The 15,765-nt window shown below is 65.9% G+C and carries 13 protein-coding genes; 6 read left to right on the plus strand and 7 right to left on the minus strand.

Going from position 1 to position 15,765, the window contains the following annotated elements:
* Positions 1-58 precede the first annotated feature (58 nt).
* On the minus strand, positions 59-2,449 hold the full coding sequence (locus tag AC0L2J_RS22690) for a bifunctional diguanylate cyclase/phosphodiesterase (RefSeq protein WP_473394537.1): 2,391 nt from the start codon (positions 2,447-2,449) through the stop codon (positions 59-61).
* Positions 2,450-2,767: 318 nt separating this feature from the next.
* Between AC0L2J_RS22690 and AC0L2J_RS22695 the strand changes: the two genes are divergently transcribed.
* On the plus strand, positions 2,768-3,934 hold the full coding sequence (locus tag AC0L2J_RS22695; RefSeq protein ID WP_473394540.1) for an ABC transporter substrate-binding protein: 1,167 nt from the start codon (positions 2,768-2,770) through the stop codon (positions 3,932-3,934).
* Between the two features lie 7 nt (positions 3,935-3,941).
* Here AC0L2J_RS22695 and AC0L2J_RS22700 read toward each other — a convergent pair whose 3' ends face one another.
* Genes AC0L2J_RS22700 through AC0L2J_RS22710 form a run of 3 tightly spaced genes read right to left on the minus strand, consistent with a single transcriptional unit; the run spans position 3,942 to position 7,836 of the window.
* Positions 3,942-4,919: a hydroxyacid dehydrogenase gene (locus AC0L2J_RS22700; RefSeq protein ID WP_473394542.1), complete on the minus strand. Its 978-nt coding sequence runs from the start codon at positions 4,917-4,919 to the stop codon at positions 3,942-3,944.
* 12 nt (positions 4,920-4,931) lie between these two features.
* Positions 4,932-6,797 carry a TRAP transporter large permease gene (locus AC0L2J_RS22705; protein WP_063995268.1) on the minus strand — a complete coding sequence of 622 codons (1,866 nt, stop codon included), beginning with the start codon at positions 6,795-6,797 and terminating at the stop codon, positions 4,932-4,934.
* Positions 6,798-6,804: 7 nt separating this feature from the next.
* Positions 6,805-7,836, minus strand: coding sequence for a TRAP transporter substrate-binding protein (locus AC0L2J_RS22710; RefSeq protein ID WP_473394546.1), 1,032 nt, complete (start codon positions 7,834-7,836; stop codon positions 6,805-6,807).
* Between the two features lie 96 nt (positions 7,837-7,932).
* Between AC0L2J_RS22710 and AC0L2J_RS22715 the strand changes: the two genes are divergently transcribed.
* The 3 genes from AC0L2J_RS22715 to AC0L2J_RS22725 all read left to right on the plus strand — a co-directional run bounded on the left by AC0L2J_RS22715 (position 7,933) and on the right by AC0L2J_RS22725 (position 11,664).
* The gene (locus AC0L2J_RS22715) at positions 7,933-8,220 is read left to right on the plus strand and encodes a hypothetical protein (protein ID WP_473394547.1); all 288 of its coding nucleotides are present in this window, start codon (positions 7,933-7,935) and stop codon (positions 8,218-8,220) included.
* 43 nt (positions 8,221-8,263) lie between these two features.
* Entirely contained in the window at positions 8,264-9,748 is a 1,485-nt protein-coding gene (locus AC0L2J_RS22720) for a caspase family protein (protein ID WP_473394550.1), read from the plus strand.
* Positions 9,749-9,996: 248 nt separating this feature from the next.
* On the plus strand, positions 9,997-11,664 hold the full coding sequence (locus AC0L2J_RS22725; RefSeq protein WP_473394554.1) for a SulP family inorganic anion transporter: 1,668 nt from the start codon (positions 9,997-9,999) through the stop codon (positions 11,662-11,664).
* A 158-nt stretch (positions 11,665-11,822) separates the two neighbouring features.
* Here the strand turns inward: AC0L2J_RS22725 and AC0L2J_RS22730 are convergent, their stop codons facing one another.
* Positions 11,823-12,185: a hypothetical protein gene (locus AC0L2J_RS22730; RefSeq protein ID WP_473394557.1), complete on the minus strand. Its 363-nt coding sequence runs from the start codon at positions 12,183-12,185 to the stop codon at positions 11,823-11,825.
* A 50-nt stretch (positions 12,186-12,235) separates the two neighbouring features.
* The gene (locus tag AC0L2J_RS22735) at positions 12,236-13,660 is read right to left on the minus strand and encodes an FAD-binding oxidoreductase (RefSeq protein WP_247358743.1); all 1,425 of its coding nucleotides are present in this window, start codon (positions 13,658-13,660) and stop codon (positions 12,236-12,238) included.
* An 87-nt stretch (positions 13,661-13,747) separates the two neighbouring features.
* Here AC0L2J_RS22735 and AC0L2J_RS22740 point away from each other — a divergent pair, with 87 nt between their 5' ends.
* Positions 13,748-14,254 carry a thioesterase family protein gene (locus AC0L2J_RS22740; RefSeq protein ID WP_473394563.1) on the plus strand — a complete coding sequence of 169 codons (507 nt, stop codon included), beginning with the start codon at positions 13,748-13,750 and terminating at the stop codon, positions 14,252-14,254.
* 122 nt (positions 14,255-14,376) lie between these two features.
* On the opposite strand, the gene AC0L2J_RS22745 is transcribed toward AC0L2J_RS22740, so the two are convergent.
* On the minus strand, positions 14,377-14,550 hold the full coding sequence (locus AC0L2J_RS22745) for a DUF1328 domain-containing protein (protein WP_007613448.1): 174 nt from the start codon (positions 14,548-14,550) through the stop codon (positions 14,377-14,379).
* A 250-nt stretch (positions 14,551-14,800) separates the two neighbouring features.
* Here AC0L2J_RS22745 and AC0L2J_RS22750 point away from each other — a divergent pair.
* Positions 14,801-15,765, plus strand: a 965-nt coding sequence (locus AC0L2J_RS22750; RefSeq protein ID WP_473394568.1) for an ATP-dependent helicase, incomplete at its 3' end; no start/stop codon positions are given.

The following is a 15,765-nucleotide window of genomic DNA, read 5'->3' on the forward strand; positions in this document are numbered from 1 at the left end:
ACCTAGCCTCATCCTGAGGAGACCGCGGAGCGGCCGTCTCGAAGGACGAGGCGCGCGCTCAGGCGGCGTCGCGCTGGGACGGTTTGACCGGCGCGTCGAATAAAATGCGTTCGATGGGGTGCGGGCGGCCGAACAGATAGCCTTGCGCGAAATTGACGCCGAGCGCCTTCAGCCGCTCGTACTCCTCGCGGGTCTCGACGCCTTCGGCGGTGACCGACATGTCCAGCCCGCGCGCCAGCGTCACGATCGAGGAGATGATGGCGGAGCTGCGCGGCTGATGCGTGAGGTTGCGGATGAACGATTTGTCGATCTTGATCTTGTCGAACGGGAACGCGGTCAGATAGCTGAGCGACGAATAGCCGGTGCCGAAATCGTCCAGCGCGAGCGCGATGCCGATGCTCTTCAGCCGCTCCATGAAGGCGTGGTTCTCGACGCCACGTTCCAGCAGCACGGATTCCGTGATCTCGATCTCCAGCCGCTGCGGCGGCAACCCGGAATCCGCGAGCGCCGCGCTGATCATCTCGAACAGCTCGGCCTCCTTGAACTGGATCGGCGACAGGTTGACGGCGACCGCGAGGTCGGACGGCCAGCCGGCCGCGTCCGCGCAGGCGCGCCGCAACACGAACTCGCCGAGCGGCACGATCAGCCCGGTCTCCTCCGCAAGCGGGATGAACTGGTCCGGCGCAATCAAGCCGCGCGTCGGATGCCGCCAGCGCACCAACGCCTCGAAGCCGCGCCGCGCGCCGCTGAGGGCGTCGACGAACGGCTGGTAGTGCACCTCGAGCTGGCACCGCGCGATGGCGTCGCGCAGATCGCCTTCCAGCGTGCTGCGCGCCTCGAGCTCGGCCGACATCGCCTTGTCGTAGATGGTGAAGCAGTTGCGGCCCGACGATTTCGAGCGGTAGAGCGCAAGGTCGGCCTTCTTCAGCAGCTGCTCCTGATCGCTGCCGTGATCGGGCGCGATCGCAATGCCAATGCTGGTGCCGATCTCGACGCGGTGTCCGGGAAGAAGGAACGGCTCGGCCACGAGCTTGGCGATCCGCCCCGCCAGCTCGGTTGAGCAGACGCGCTGATCCTCGCAAGCTTCCTGGATGACGGCGAATTCGTCGCCGCCGAGCCGGGCCAGCACGTCGCTGGGGCGCAGCGCCGATTTCAGCCGCTGTGCGACCTGACGCAGCAGCACATCGCCGGCACCGTGACCGAGCGAGTCGTTGACGTTCTTGAAGCGGTCGAGGTCGAGCATCAGGATCGAGAAGGTCGGACCGCCGTCCTTCAAACGGCCATTGAGCTCGTCGAGCCGGGCAAGGAAGAAGGCGCGGTTCGGCAATCCGGTCAGGATGTCGGTCTGGGCGAGTTCGAGCACCCGCCGGTTCGCCAGCGACAGCCGCTGCGAATTGCGGCTTGCGAGCACGAGATAGGTCGAAAGCGACAGCGTCAGCAGCATGCCGACGATCAGCACCGCGCCCGCGCGATCGTAGGTCGTCTCCAGCGGACCGCCGGCAGCCGGAACCGCCCGCACCTGCCAATCCATGTCGCCGATCTTGAGATTGCCCGACCAGTGCAGGGCGCGCGCGACGTCCCGCATCGACTGCGGCGCCGTTGGGGCCGACGAATAATCCGGCAGCATGTCCTCCAGGCCGACGATCTGCCCCGTAAACGGCGGATAGACGTTCACGCTGACCGCGGGGCTTGCCCCGGTCGTCACGCGAATGGACTGAATCAGCAGCGGCAGGTCGAAGACGCCGACGACGAAGCCGGCGAGATTGCGGCGCCGGTCCACGACCGTGTCGCGCGACGTTCCCTTGGCGTAGACGGGAATGGCGACGAGTACGTCGGGCAACCGGCCGCCCGCCTTCGGCTCGTAGAGGCGGGTGCGAATGGCCGAGACGCGGTCGGTGTCGCGCGCGCGCTCGAGGACCGCGCGGCGCTCCGGAACGGTCGCGTAGTCCATGCCGTAGACCGGAGACGTCTTCGGCTGGGTCGAGTAGAGCACCGGAAAATATTCGTCGCTCTGCGGCGCGGTCGCGAACGCATCGCCCTGGAGCGACTTGATGCGATAGCCGGACACGCCGTCCGTGATTGCCGCGGCCTCGTATTCGGCGCGCTCCTTGCGGTTCACGCGCGGGACCCAGGAGATGCGCAGCATGCCGGGATGGCGCTCGAACAGGCGGGCGCTGAAGGTCTCGAATTCGCTGCGGGTGATCTCCTGGTTGGTCGATTCGAACAGCGTGCGCAGCGCGACGAGCCTGGAGATGTACTCGCCCATGCCGTTCTGCATGACGATCACTTGAGTCTCGGCCGCGTTCTCGAACTCGATCTTGTTGACGCGGCCTTCCCATCGCGCCACGGCGGCCGCAGCCAACACCGAAAACAGAATACCGATTCCGACCGCAACGAGCGCAGGACGATAGAGCCCGAGCAGCGGCGCGCCACGCCACCATCCGGTCATACGCCTCCGATCCTGATCGTTCTGATCCCGACCGCCCATTCCAGAAACCGCCGTCCCCTCTTCCCGATCGACCGAACCTCTGGTTGAGCCGCCGGAGCCACTATCGGAACAGGACCGCGGTTAAGAACTGCACAATTTCAGAACACGGCTGTTCCGCATGACCCGCCTTAGTTAATGAAATGCAGGATGATGCGGACTTTGTCGCAATAAGTTGCCGGTTTTCCCCGGAGTAGTACGGAGCAGCCGATACATCGCCGATTCATCCTGCGGAGATAGCTTTCCCGAAACCACTCCCCGCACCCGGCAAGACTTTTCCTGATGTATCGATCTCGATCTGCGACATGCCTCGTCATGACGGTCGTCCTCCTGGCAGCAACCATGCTCCCGGCGAAAGCCGACGAGATCGGCGTCAGCGAGGATGCGATCCTGTTCGGCCAGGCCGCAGCGCTCGAAGGTCCCTCCTCCGCACTCGGGCAGCGGATGCGGCAGGGCATCGTCGCAGCCTTCACCGAGATCAACGCCAAGGGCGGCGTCCACGGCCGCAAGCTCCAGCTCATCAGCCGCGACGACGGCTACGATCCGGACCGCTCGGCGGCGCAGACGCTGCGGCTGATCGAGGAGGACAAGGTGTTCGCGTTGATCGGCGCGGTGGGCACGCCGACCGCGGTGGCGACCATACCGATCACCAGCGCGAGGAACGTGCCCTTCATCGGTCCGTTCAGCGGCGCTGAATTCTTGCGCGACCTCGAGCTTGCGAACGTGGTCAACATCCGTGCGAGCTATGGCGCCGAGGCCGAGGCATGGGTCAAGCACCTCACGGAGGATCGCCATTTCACCCGCATCGCCATTTTCTACCAGGACGATTCCTTCGGGCGCGACGGTCTTTCCGGCGTGAAGCGCGCGCTTGCCAAACGCGGCCTCGAGCTCGCCGCCGAAGGCACCTTCGAGCGCAACACCCGCGCGGTCGCTTCGGCCTGGCGCACGATCAAGCGCGTCGAACCTGAGGCAATCGTCATGGTCGGAACCTACGGTCCCTGCGCGGAGTTCATCAAGCTCGCGCACCGCAGCGGCGCTCGTCCGACCTTCGTCAACATCTCCTTCGTCGGGGCCGTGGCGCTCGCCCGGGAGCTCGGCCCCGAGGGCGAAGGCGTCGTCGTCTCTCAGGTCGTGCCGTTTCCCTGGGACCGCTCGCTCAAGCTGGTCGCCGACTACCAGGCGGCGCAGACGGCGTTCGACCCGGCGCTGACGCCGAATTTCGTGTCGCTCGAAGGCTATATCGCCGGCCGTCTCGGGGCCGCGGCGCTGGAACAAGCCGGACCGCAACCGACGCGCGCGGGCCTGCTTCGCGCCATCAACGATGTCGGCCGCTTCGACATCAGCGGCAGCACCATCACGGTCGGCATGCGCATGCTCGACGCGCCACCAAAAGTGTTTTTGACGGTGATCCAGAAGGACGGGACGTTCAAAGCGGTGGACCGGCTGTAGAGCCGGATCACGGCCGGCGCGTCCAGCGCTCGGCGTTGACGGCGCCTTGCGGGATCTCGCCTTTGACGATCGCTTCGACCTGGCGCACGGTTTCCAGCGACTGATATTCGATCGCCTGCGGCGTCAGTCCGCCGACATGGGGCGTGGCGATGACGTTGGGAAGCTTCGCGAGCTCAGGACTTGGCATCTGGTCGGGCGCGCGGCCGACATCCATCGCGGCACCCGCGATACGATTCTCGAGCAACGCCTTCGCCAGCGCCGCTTCATCGACGAGGTTGCCGCGCGAGAGATTGATGAAGGCCGCATGCTTCTGCATCCGCGCCAGCGCCGACTCGCCGATCAGATTTTCGGTCTGCTCGTTGGCGATGGCAAGGCAGACGACATAGTCGGACGCGGCGAGGAGCTCGTCGAGGCTGACCTGGCGGACGGCGCTGTCGCTCACGGTCGCAAACGGATCTGCGACCAGCACCTCCATGCGCATCACCTTGGCGATGTCGGCGAGGTAACGCCCGATGCTGCCATAGCCGATGATGCCGATCTTGCTGCCGGCGAGCTGACGGCCCATCCGCGCTTCCGGCTTGCGGCCGGCGTGGTAGTCGGCCGTCGCCCGGGACACGCCGCGGGAAAGATCGACCATGAAGCCGAGCGCGAGCTCGGCGACCGCCTGCACGAAGCCGGGCCCGGCGCGGGTCACGAGCACGCCGGCGTTCGAGGCCGCCTCGACATCGACATTGCGGATGTCGACGGCGCAGCGCACGAAGGCGCGCAGACGCGGCAGTTGCGCAAAGATCTCGCCGCGTCCCTCGGTCATGCGGTCGGCCACGATGATGTCGACATCTTGCGCAGCGCGCACGAGGCTGGCTGAGACCAGCGTCTCTTCGCTCTCGTGCAGGATCACCTCGGCGGCCGCGCGCAAACCGTTCAGGCTGCGATCACCGTAGTAATTGCGGCGCATCTCCGGCGTGTGGGCCAGCAGGACTTTCACGGCAACACTCCCTCAGTAGCCGAACGCGCGCGGCAATGCCGTGCTGAGCCATGGCACGAACGCGATCACGAGCAGGCAAAGGAACAACAGGCCGAGATAGCCCATGATCGGTTTCACAGTCTGCTCGATCGGCACGTTGCCGATCAGGCAGGCGCCGTAAAGCCCGAGCCCAAGCGGCGGCGCGAACAGGCCGATGCCCATCGCAATCACGAGCACCACGCCGAAATGCAGGGGATCAATGCCGAGCTGCACGGCCACCGGCAGCAGCAACGGCCCGAAGATGATCAGCGCGGCCGCGCCCTCCAGCACCGAGCCCATCACGATCAGCACGCCGATCGCGAGCAGGATGAACAGCCAGGTGCCGCTGGTCTTGGACAATCCCAGCATGAAATCGCCGACCGCATGCGGCACTTGCTGTAAGGTCAGCGTGAACGCCAGCGATTGCGCCGCGGCAACGATGAACAGCACGAGCCCCGCGCGCGTCGCCCCCTGCACAAAACTGTGCGCGGCCGATGTAAAGCTGAGTTCGCGGAACACGACACTGCCGACGACGAGCGCATAGGCCACCGCGAAGGCGGATATCTCGGTCGCGGTGGCAAAGCCGCTCTTGAAGCCGAAGAAGATCATGAAGATCAGCCCGAACGAGGCGATCGCGCCGCTCCACAGCCCCGACACCGGCATCTGCGGCGCGACCTCCTCGGCATCAGCCGCAGTCTCAGCCGGAGTCTTGCCGAAGATGATCGAGACGGCGATCAAGGCCAGCGCCATCAGCGCCGCCGGCAACAGCCCTGCGACGAACAGGCCGCCGATCGACAGGTTCGCGACGAAGCCCAGGATGATCAAATTGATGCAGGGCGGAATGGTCTCCGCCATCACGGCGGAGGCCGCGAGCAGCGCCACCGCGCCGCCCGGATTCTGCTTGGAGCGGCGCGCGGCCGGAATCAGCACCGAGCCGACCGCCGCGACATCGGCCATCTTCGAACCGGAGATGCCGGAGAACAGCACCATTGACGCCACCATCACGACGTTCAAACCGCCGCGCATGCGCCCGACCCCGCGCTGCAACAGCTCAATCAGCCGCACCGACATCCCGTTGGCTTCCATGAGGTAGCCGACGAGAATGAAGAAGGGAATCGCGAGCAGCACGAAATTGTCGATGCCGCGCGCCATCTGCTGGGCGAAGATCACGCCGGGCAGCGCGCCCTCGACCCAGATGAAGATCAGCGCGGCCAGCGCCAGCGCAAAGCCGATCGGCAACCCGCCGACCAACGTCGCGAAGAAACCGATCAGCATCAGCGTGCCCGCCGAGGGCACCGTGGCGGGCGACAGATAATCCCAGGCGAGATAGAGGCCGGTCACGACGGCAACCGCAACGAGGCCTCTGACGATATCGGGAAGCGGCCTGGCGCAGAGCTGGTCGATCGCAAACACCGTCATGAACAGCGCGCCGGCGCCCATCGGGTAGAAGGTCAGCTCCAGCGGCAGGCCCGACCCGGTGGTCTGCCCCGCCGTCAGCGAGCCGAGCTTGATGGCATTGTAGGCGACATAGGCCGAAATCAGCACCACCAGCAATGCACTGGCCGCATCGACCAGCGCACGCAGCCGGACTGGCGCCAGGTCGCGGAAGAAGGAGACGCCGACATTCTCGCCGCGCGCGAGCGCGCTCGCCGCGCCGAAGAAGGCCGAGCCGACCATCAGGCCGCGCGCCACGTCATCGGACCACTCCACCGGCGCGTTGAAGCAGAAGCGCAGCACCACGGAACCGCAGACGACGACCAGATCCGCGGCCAGCAAAACGGCCGCGACCGCGTCGCTGACGCGAAGCAGCAGGGCGATGCTCCCGTGGCGGCCGCCCGAGAGAGGTACGGCAGCTGTCATTGCCACGTCAGGCCTGCGTGGCGCGGATGATGTCAATGACGGCCTTGGAGTCCGGCCGCGCCTTGATGAAGTTCTCGATTTGCGGCGCGACGCGCTTCTTGAACGCCTCGCGGTCGCATTCGGCCACCGTCACGCCCTTTTCGGTCAGAGCCGACAGCGCCTCCTTCTCGACGGCGAGCCCGTGGGTCCGCGTGTCGGCCGCGGCCTTCTTCGCGGCATCGAGAAACCCGTCGCGTAGCTTCGGATCCATGCGGTTGTAGGTCGCGTCGCTGAAATAGATCGCGAGCGGCGAGAAATTGTGCTGCGTGAGTGCATAGAATTTCGCCGTTTCGAAGAACTTGCTGGCCAGGATGGTCGGCGGATCGTGCTCCAGCCCGTCCAGCACGCCGGCCTGCAATGCCGTGTAGATTTCGCCGAACGCCAGCGGCGTCGCGGCGGCTCCCATCAGGCGCAGGCATTCCGTGATGACGGGATTTGGCAGCGTGCGGATCTTGAGACCGGCGAGATCTTCCGGCGTCTTCACCGGCTTCCGCGCCAGCACGCTGCGCGAGCCGAAATTATAGGCCCAGGCGATGATGCGGATGTTGCCGCCCTTGAGCAGCGCGTCCTCGATCGGCTTGGCGGCGCCCGAATCGAACGCTTTGGTCTGCTGCGGGAAGCTCGAGAACAGGAAGCCGAGATCGAAGGTCCCGACCAGCGGCACCAGGTTGGCCGAGATCGACGAGCCCGACACCATGAGGTCGATGACGCCGAGCTTCACCGAGTTGATGACATCGATTTCCTGACCCAACTGGTTGTCGGGAAAGAACGCGACCTCGACCTGCTCACCGAGGCCGTTCGCCTTCAGGCTCTTCACGAGATTGTCGTAATAGACGCGGCCGTTGGCGAATTTGGGATCGTTCGGCAGCGAGGAGGAGCATTTCAGCTTCAAAGTCGCGGCTTCGGCGCGGCCGATGAGTGCGGGGGAAAACACGAGGCCGGCGGCAAGTCCCGTCGACGACTTGATGAACGCGCGACGGTTCACGGGCACGATGGACATGGTGCGGTCTCTCCCCGATTATTGTTTTTCGCGCCGCGGACGTTGCCGCAGCCCGTTGCGCGGACTGTATGGCCAAAGCGACGGCGCAGGCAAGACTTGCGGCCGGTCGTCGCAAAGCGGCATGTCGCGAACATCGACGACTTCAGCGCGCGGCGAAACAACCGTGTTTTTGCGGGATTCTCGCCCAGACCTGCATCGGGCCGATTGTGCGCGAGGATGCTTTCGCGCGACATCGGCGATCAATCCAATTGGCGCATGGATCAATGCGCGATTCACATGGATGGCTCCAGAACGATGCCGCACCAGCTCTGGCAGACCCCCTGCCCCTTTTTGCCGCAGCTCAACGTGATCCAGTGCACAGACGGACGCATGGCGGCCACCTAGAAAAGGTGACATTATCGCGCGCATTGCCGATGGAGGTGACACCATGCGCCGTCCAATTCTTCGCAATTTGTTTCTAGCATCCGGTCTTCTCGCGCTCACGCAATTGACGATTCCGACGGAGGCCGCGGCCGAAGCGCGGCTCGCACTCGTGATCGGTCAATCGGCCTATCGCACCGTGCCAGAACTGCCCAACGCGGCCAACGACGCCAAGGGCATGACGGAACTGCTCGGCAATGCCGGCTTCACCGTCACCACGGCATCCAATCTGGCGCAGAACGATATGCGTCAGGCGATCTCGGATTTCGCCGGCAAGGTCAGCGCCAGCGGCGCCGACACTGTCGCGCTGGTGTTCTATGCCGGCCACGGTCTCCAGATCGACGGCGAGAACTATCTCGTTCCCGTCGATCTCGACCCCAAGCGCGAAGCCGACATTCCGCTGCAGGGTGTGCGGCTCAACGACCTGCTTAACACGCTCGGCGCGCTGCCGACACGAGCCCGCATCTTCATGCTCGATGCCTGCCGCAACAATCCGTTCCCGGCGCTGAGCGGCGCCGGACACGGGCTTGCGATCGTCGACACCAAGGCCGGCGCGCCGGGCTCCTTCATTTCCTATTCGACCTCGCCGGGCTCCGAAGCCGAGGATGGCTCCGGCATCGACAGTCCCTACACCACCGCGGCGCTGACCGTCGCCAAGCAGCCCAATCTGCCGATCGAGGAAGTGTTCAAGCGCATTCGCGTCGCCGTGGCGCAATCGACCGACGGACGCCAGATCCCCTGGGAAAGCTCGTCGCTGACGACCGACTTCAAGTTCTTCGGGGGCGACAGCAGCGCTCAGACTGCGCTTCCTGGCGCATCCTCCATGGCACTTGCGGGCGGCACGCGCAGCCTCGAGGACTGGCGCAAGGATTTGCAGGGCAAGCCGGCCATGGTCGCCTATGAGATGGTGATCACCGACGACACCGTGCCGGCGTATCAGGCCTATATCGAGTTGTATGGTCAGGATACCCGTACGCCGCGGCTGCGCACGATCATGGAACGCCGGCGCCAGATGCTGGCGTGGGAGCGCGCCACCGCGATCAACACCCGCGCCTCGTTCGAGGCGTATCTGGCGAACTGGGACAACAGCGACCTGGCTGCGACCGCACGCAGGCTGCTGCTCCGCGTGCAGAACCGGAACTACGTCTTGCCGGTCGCCGCGGCTGCGACTCCTGCCCCGATCGCCGTCGCGCTGGCCCCGACCTGCCCCTGCTCGACACCCACAGCGCCGGCCTCGCCGGTCAACCCGACAATCGCGCCCGTGATCAAGAAGCGCGTCGACGACACGCCGCCGAAGCGCAAGGTGGTCGACACGCCGCCCAGGCAGCGCCGGCCGCCGCCTGATGAGGTGATCTACGAGCGCGCGCCGCCGCCGGATCGCGGCCCGCCGCCCGGGGCCATCATGCAAGGCATCGGCATCGGTGTCGGGATTGGCATGGGAATGGGTGGCGGCCGCGGCGGCGACTATCACAACGACCGCGGCCGATACTGAGACTTTCGCCCACGTCGAGAGAGATGTCCGCGAGCCCATGGCTTGCGGACATTTCTGTTGATGCGGCTCCCGTGACAGCGCAATGTGCAACATCCTGGGGCCCGGCTCTGCGCAGCAACGCTACGCGCTGCAGCGCGTCCGAGACAGGGGAGAGTTGCGGATATCCGCCATCCGCCGCCTTCCGATCCGGAAATGCTGTAGTCTGATCGTTCGACGTTCGACGCAGGTCTTCCGGGGACTTCAGCACGATGCCGCACGACTCCCGCGCCCGAAGCGCATGGCCGCTATTCCGCTCGCTTGCGTCCTATTCGCTACCTGGCGACCTCATGGCCGGCCTGACGCTCGCGGCGATCGCGATTCCCGAGCAGATGGCCACGGCGCGGCTCGGCGGCTTCGCGCCGCAGATCGGCTTCTTCGCCTTCATGGCAGGGTCGCTCGGCTTTGCGATGCTCGGCGGCAACCGCTTCCTGTCCTGCGGCGCCGATTCCACGATCACGCCGATCTTCGCCGGCGGACTGGCGGCGCTGGCCGCCGCCGGCTCGCCTGAGTATCAGGGGCTCGCGATCGCGCTGGCGCTGATGGTCGGTGCGATGATGCTGGCCGGCGGCGCCTTCCGCCTCGGCGGCATCGCCAATCTCTTGTCCGTGCCGGTCATGGTCGGCTTCCTCGCCGGCATCTCCGTCCACATCATCGTGTCGCAATTGCCGGGCGTGCTGGGTCTGGACTCGCCGGACGGGCCGACGCTCGATCGCATCGGTGTGCTCGCAAGCGAGCTCGGCCGCAGCAATCCCTTCACGCTGTGCATCGGCCTCGGTGTGCTGGCCGTCGTCTTCGTCGCCGAGAAGGTCAGCGCAAAAATCCCGGGCGCGCTGATCGGGCTCGTCGCCGCGACCCTGGCCACGATCGTGCTCGGCCTCGAGAGCAAGGGCGTCAATGTCGTAGGCGCCGTGCCGGGAACGCTGCCACGGCCGACCTTCCCCGAGCTTGCACCGGAGCAATGGATCCGCCTCGTGCCGCTCGCGTTCGTGATCACGGTCGTGGTGATGGTGCAGACTGCGGCGACGACGCGCTCGTTCCCGTCCGATCCCGACAAGCCGGCCGATGTCGATCGCGACTTTCTCGGTGCGGGTGCCGGCAGCGTACTGTCGGGCCTGTTCGGCGCGTTTCCGGTCAATGCCAGCCCGCCGCGGACGGGCATCGTCGCCGAGACCGGCGGACAATCGCAGCTCGCGGGCCTCGCCGCCGCTGCGATCGTGCTGGCGCTGCTCGCGTTTGGAACGGGATTGCTGCAGCACGTTCCGGACGCAGCCCTCGGCGGCATCCTGCTGTTCGTCGCGTTGCGCATCATCCGCGTGAAGCAGATCGTCACGATCTTTCGCCAATCCCCGAGCGAATTCCTGCTGATCGCTGCCACCGCCGCGCTGATCGTCGTGCTGCCGATCCAGCAGGGTGCGTTCCTCGGCATCATGCTGTCGCTGCTGCACGGCATCTGGAGCACGACGCGCGCGCGGCTGGTCGAGTTCGAGCGCGTGCCGGGCACCACCATCTGGTGGCCGGCGCATCCGCACATCGCCGGCGAGCGCATCGCCGGCGTTGCCGTGATCGGGCTGCAGGCGCCGCTGTCCTTCCTCAACGCGCCCGGCTTTCGCAGCGACGTGACCAAGGTGCTCGGCACGACGCCCCCGCAGCTGCTGGTGCTGGAGGCGAGCGGCATGGTCGAGATCGACTTCACCGCCGCGCAGATCCTGCTTGACGTGTTCAGGGCATGCAGCGAACAGGGCGTCACGGTCGCGTTGGCCCGGCTGGAATCGGTGCGTGCGCAGGACGCGTTCGAGCGGTTCAAACTGTTCGAGGCGCTGCCCCGGGAGCACGTCTTCCACAGCGTCGACGAGGCCGTGCGCAAGCTGGTGAGATAGTCCTGCTACGCACTCGATCCTCATCCTGAGGAGCCCGCAAAGGCGGGCATCTCGAAGGATGGCCGCGGGCGATATCCAGGCCTGCATGGTTCGAGACGCGCGAAGACGCGCTCCTCACCATGAGGGTCTGGATGCAGTGGAGATCGGGAAAGCCGCCTTCACTGCGCCAATGTCGGGTGATCCCGCTGCACCGTTTCGCGGATCCAGCTGGCGTGGATCGCGCGAAACAGGATCTGCGCCGTCTTGAGGTCGTTCGCTGTCATGCAGAGATCGACGATGCGACGGACTGCGTCGTCGCGCATCAGTCCGTCCGCGATCTTCATCGCGATTTCCATCGCGACCTTCGCCGCGCGCTCGTAGCGCTCGCTGTCGCGCTTGTCGTTGCGCGCACTGCTTGCCGCGCTCGCCGCCGCGGCGTCACAGATCGCACGGATGCGCTCGGCGGCCTCGATGTCGCCGAGCGGCCGTTCGATCGCTTCGTCCCAGATGTCCCGGCGCGTCTTGCGGGCGAACCACTGCATTGCCTGCTCCGTGGTGAGGGAGCGAGCATAAACGGCGGCCGCGCCGCGCGCTACGCCTCCGGCACGATCTTGCCGGGATTGAAGATGTTTTGCGGATCGAGCGCCTTTTTCAGCGCCCGCATCGCGTCGATCGCCTCGGGGCCGAGCTCCGCCTTGAGGTATTTCTGCTTGCCCTGGCCGATGCCGTGCTCGCCGGTGCAGGTGCCGTCCATCGCCTGCGCGCGCTCAACCAGCCGATGCATGAACTCCTCGCCGCGCGCCATCTCGTCGGCATCGTTGGTGTCGCAGACCAGCGAGCAGTGGAAATTGCCGTCACCGACATGGCCGACGATCGGCGACAACAGGTTGAGACGCTTGAGATCTTCCTCGGTCTCGCCGACGCATTCGGCAAGGCGCGAGATCGGCACGCAGACATCGGTCGCGACCACGCCGATGCTGTCACCGGGCCGCAGCGCCTTTACCGACCAATAGGCGTCGTGCCGCGCCTGCCACAGTTTTGTGCGATCCTCCGGCTTGGTGGTCCAGGAGAAATCGCCGCCGCCGCAGTCCTTTGCGATCTCGCCGAAGGCCTTGGACTGTTCGGCGACCTCGATCTCGCTGCCGTGGAATTCCATCAGCAGCAGCGGCGTTTCCGGAAGGGTCAGCTTCGAATAGGCGTTGCAGGCCCGCACCTGCGCGGCGTTGAGCAGCTCGATGCGCGCCACGGGAATGCCGGTCTGGATCGCCAGGATCACGGCCTGACACGCCCCGTGCACGGTCTCGAACGACACCGCTCCGGCCGCGATCGTATCGGGGATGCCGCGCAGGCGGATGGTCAGTTCCGAGATGATGCCGAGCGTGCCCTCGGCGCCGACGAACAGATGCGTCAGGTCGTAGCCGGCGGATGATTTCTTCGCACGCGTGCCAGTCGTGATGATCTCGCCGTCGCCGCGGACCACTTTCAGCGCCAGCACACTGTCGCGCATGGTGCCGTAGCGCACCGCGTTGGTACCGGAGGCACGGGTCGAGGCCATGCCGCCGAGGGAGGCATCCGCGCCGGGGTCGATCGGGAAGAACAGGCCCTGGTCGCGCAGATGCTCGTTGAGCGCCTTGCGGGTGACGCCGGGCTGGATCACGCAGTCGAGGTCCTCGGCATGCACCGCGAGCACCTTGTTCATGTCACGCAGGTCGATGCAGATGCCGCCGGCGGGTGCGTTGACCTGGCCCTCGAGCGAGGTGCCGGTGCCGAAGGCGATGACGGGCACGCCGTTTTTCGCGCAGATCCGCACCACGTCCTGGATGTCGGCGGTCTCCTGCGCCATCACCACGCCATCCGGCGGCTGGTTCACGATCCATGTGGTGGTATGGCCGTGCTGCTCGCGGACGGCCTGCGAGGTGATGAGGCGGTTGCCGAACCGCGCGGCAAGCTGCTCCAGCGCGCTCGCGAGGGCTTTCGGCGCCGGCCGCGGCGGATTATTGGTGATGGTCGTACCCACGGACGTTCCTCCCGACGAGACGAACCGTGGCAAAGGACATCTCACCGGTCAAGTCAAGCGACCGGACGCATAGCTGGGGAAGGACACATGCCGGAGACTGCTGCCACGACGATCGAGGGCGCACCGTTCCGCGCCTCGATCATGCAGATCGAGCCGCAATGGATCGACTACAACGGCCATCTCAACATGGCCTATTACAACGTGATGTTCGACCGCGCGATCGACCAGATGTGGCTGACGCTGGGGATCGGGCCGGGCTACATGAAGGAGCGAGGCGGCTCGACCTTCACCGCCGAGTGCCACGTGCGGTATTTGCGCGAAATCCACCTCGGCGATCCCGTGCAGGTGTCGGTCTGGCTGCTCGAAGCCGACGACAAGCGGCTGCACACATTCCAGGAGCTGCGACACGCGACCGAAGGCTGGTTGTCGGCGACCTCCGAAAACATGTCGCTGCACATCGACATGGGCTCACGAAAGGTGGCGGCCTTTCCACCAGACATCCGTGAGCGCATTGCGGCGGCGGTCAAGGCCCACAGTGCCGTGCCGCGGCCCGAGGGCATCGGCCGCACCGTGGCGATGCCCTCGAAGCGGTAACGGCGCTGACTCCTCATCCTGAAAAGCCTGCTAAGCGGGCGTCTCGAAGGATGCAAGGCCACAGCCGGGCCTTCATGGTTCGAGACGCGCGTTCCGCGCTCCTCACCATGAGGATCACATTGCTAGACCCTTGTGCGGCCGCGGGCCAAACCAACAACGGCCGAGACCAGGAACAACACGACCGCGATGAAGAAGATGATCTTGGCGATTTCGATCGACGCGCCGGCGAGGCCGCCAAAGCCAAGGATACCGGCGATCAGGGCGATAACCAGAAACGTCACTACCCAGCTAAGCATGATCCGAACCTCTGTTTCGATGTCTGTCTGCGATCGGCGCGGCTGACGCGCCTCACTTGCAGAACCAATCGCCAACTCGGAACAATGGTTCCGGGCCGCTGGGGCCGGAAATTCGCCTGACCCTCAGGAACAAATTGGCTTTCCGCGCACGTGGAAAACCCCCGCCCGCGGCCCCATATAGGGACCAATCCCTGTTAAGAAGGCTCCCCTTTCACCACCCCGCGGTGCCAACGTGGGGCAAATGATTCGCATGACCGAGCCGAGCAAAATCACGTCCCAGGGCGTCCCCGATCACCAGCCCGCAGCCGGCGGCATCGCCGCGCGCGCGCGCGCCTCCGTGGGTCCGCAATACCTGTCCGGGCTCAATCCGGAACAGCGCGAGGCGGTGGAGACGCTGGACGGCCCGGTTCTGGTGCTGGCCGGCGCCGGCACCGGCAAGACCCGCGTGCTGACCACGCGCATCGCCCATATCCTGAGCCAGGGCCGCGCCCGCCCATCCGAAATCCTGTCGGTGACCTTCACCAACAAGGCCGCACGCGAGATGAAGCACCGGCTCGGCCAGATGCTCGGCCATGCCGTGGAAGGCATGCCGTGGCTCGGCACCTTCCACTCCATCGGCGGCCGCATCCTGCGCACCCACGCCGAGCTGGCGCAGCTCAAGTCGAACTTCACCGTGCTCGATGTCGACGATCAGGTGCGGCTGTTGAAGCAGCTGCTGCAAGCCGACAACATCGACGACAAGCGCTGGCCCGCGCGCATGCTGGCCGGCCTGATCGACGGCTGGAAGAACCGCGGCCTGACGCCGTCGCAGGTGCCGTCGGGCGAAGCCGCCGTGTTCGCCAACGGCAAGGGCGGCAAGCTCTATGCGAGCTACCAGGAGCGGCTGAAGATCCTCAACGCCGCCGATTTCGGCGATCTGCTGCTCGAGGACATCCGCATCTTCCGTGAGCACCCGGATATCCTGCGGCAGTACCAGCAGCGTTTCAAATTCATCCTGGTGGACGAGTATCAAGACACCAACGTCGCGCAGTATCTGTGGCTGCGGTTGTTGTCGCAGGCGCCCTCCTCTTTCACCTCTCCCCGCGTGCGGGGAGAGGTCGCATCGCACAGCGATGCGGGTGAGGGGGACTCTCCGCCAGCTGAGCTCGTGGAGGGGGGGCCGGCCCCCCCCCCCCCCCCCCCGGTGGGCGGGGGGGGGGGGGAGTGCCCCCCGGG

This window comes from Bradyrhizobium sp. MV1.5 (genome assembly GCF_055807615.1).

What these genes read in the sequence shown, in the direction of transcription:
- AC0L2J_RS22690 (WP_473394537.1), bottom strand. Translation starts at nt 2,449, where the DNA reads ATGACCGGATGGTGGCGTGGCGCGCCGCTGCTCGGGCTCTATCGTCCT.
- AC0L2J_RS22695 (WP_473394540.1), top strand. Translation starts at nt 2,768, where the DNA reads ATGTATCGATCTCGATCTGCGACATGCCTCGTCATGACGGTCGTCCTC.
- AC0L2J_RS22705 (WP_063995268.1), bottom strand. Translation starts at nt 6,797, where the DNA reads ATGACAGCTGCCGTACCTCTCTCGGGCGGCCGCCACGGGAGCATCGCC.
- AC0L2J_RS22710 (WP_473394546.1), bottom strand. Translation starts at nt 7,836, where the DNA reads ATGTCCATCGTGCCCGTGAACCGTCGCGCGTTCATCAAGTCGTCGACG.
- AC0L2J_RS22720 (WP_473394550.1), top strand. Translation starts at nt 8,264, where the DNA reads ATGCGCCGTCCAATTCTTCGCAATTTGTTTCTAGCATCCGGTCTTCTC.
- AC0L2J_RS22725 (WP_473394554.1), top strand. Translation starts at nt 9,997, where the DNA reads ATGCCGCACGACTCCCGCGCCCGAAGCGCATGGCCGCTATTCCGCTCG.
- AC0L2J_RS22730 (WP_473394557.1), bottom strand. Translation starts at nt 12,185, where the DNA reads ATGCAGTGGTTCGCCCGCAAGACGCGCCGGGACATCTGGGACGAAGCG.
- AC0L2J_RS22740 (WP_473394563.1), top strand. Translation starts at nt 13,748, where the DNA reads ATGCCGGAGACTGCTGCCACGACGATCGAGGGCGCACCGTTCCGCGCC.
- AC0L2J_RS22745 (WP_007613448.1), bottom strand. Translation starts at nt 14,550, where the DNA reads ATGCTTAGCTGGGTAGTGACGTTTCTGGTTATCGCCCTGATCGCCGGT.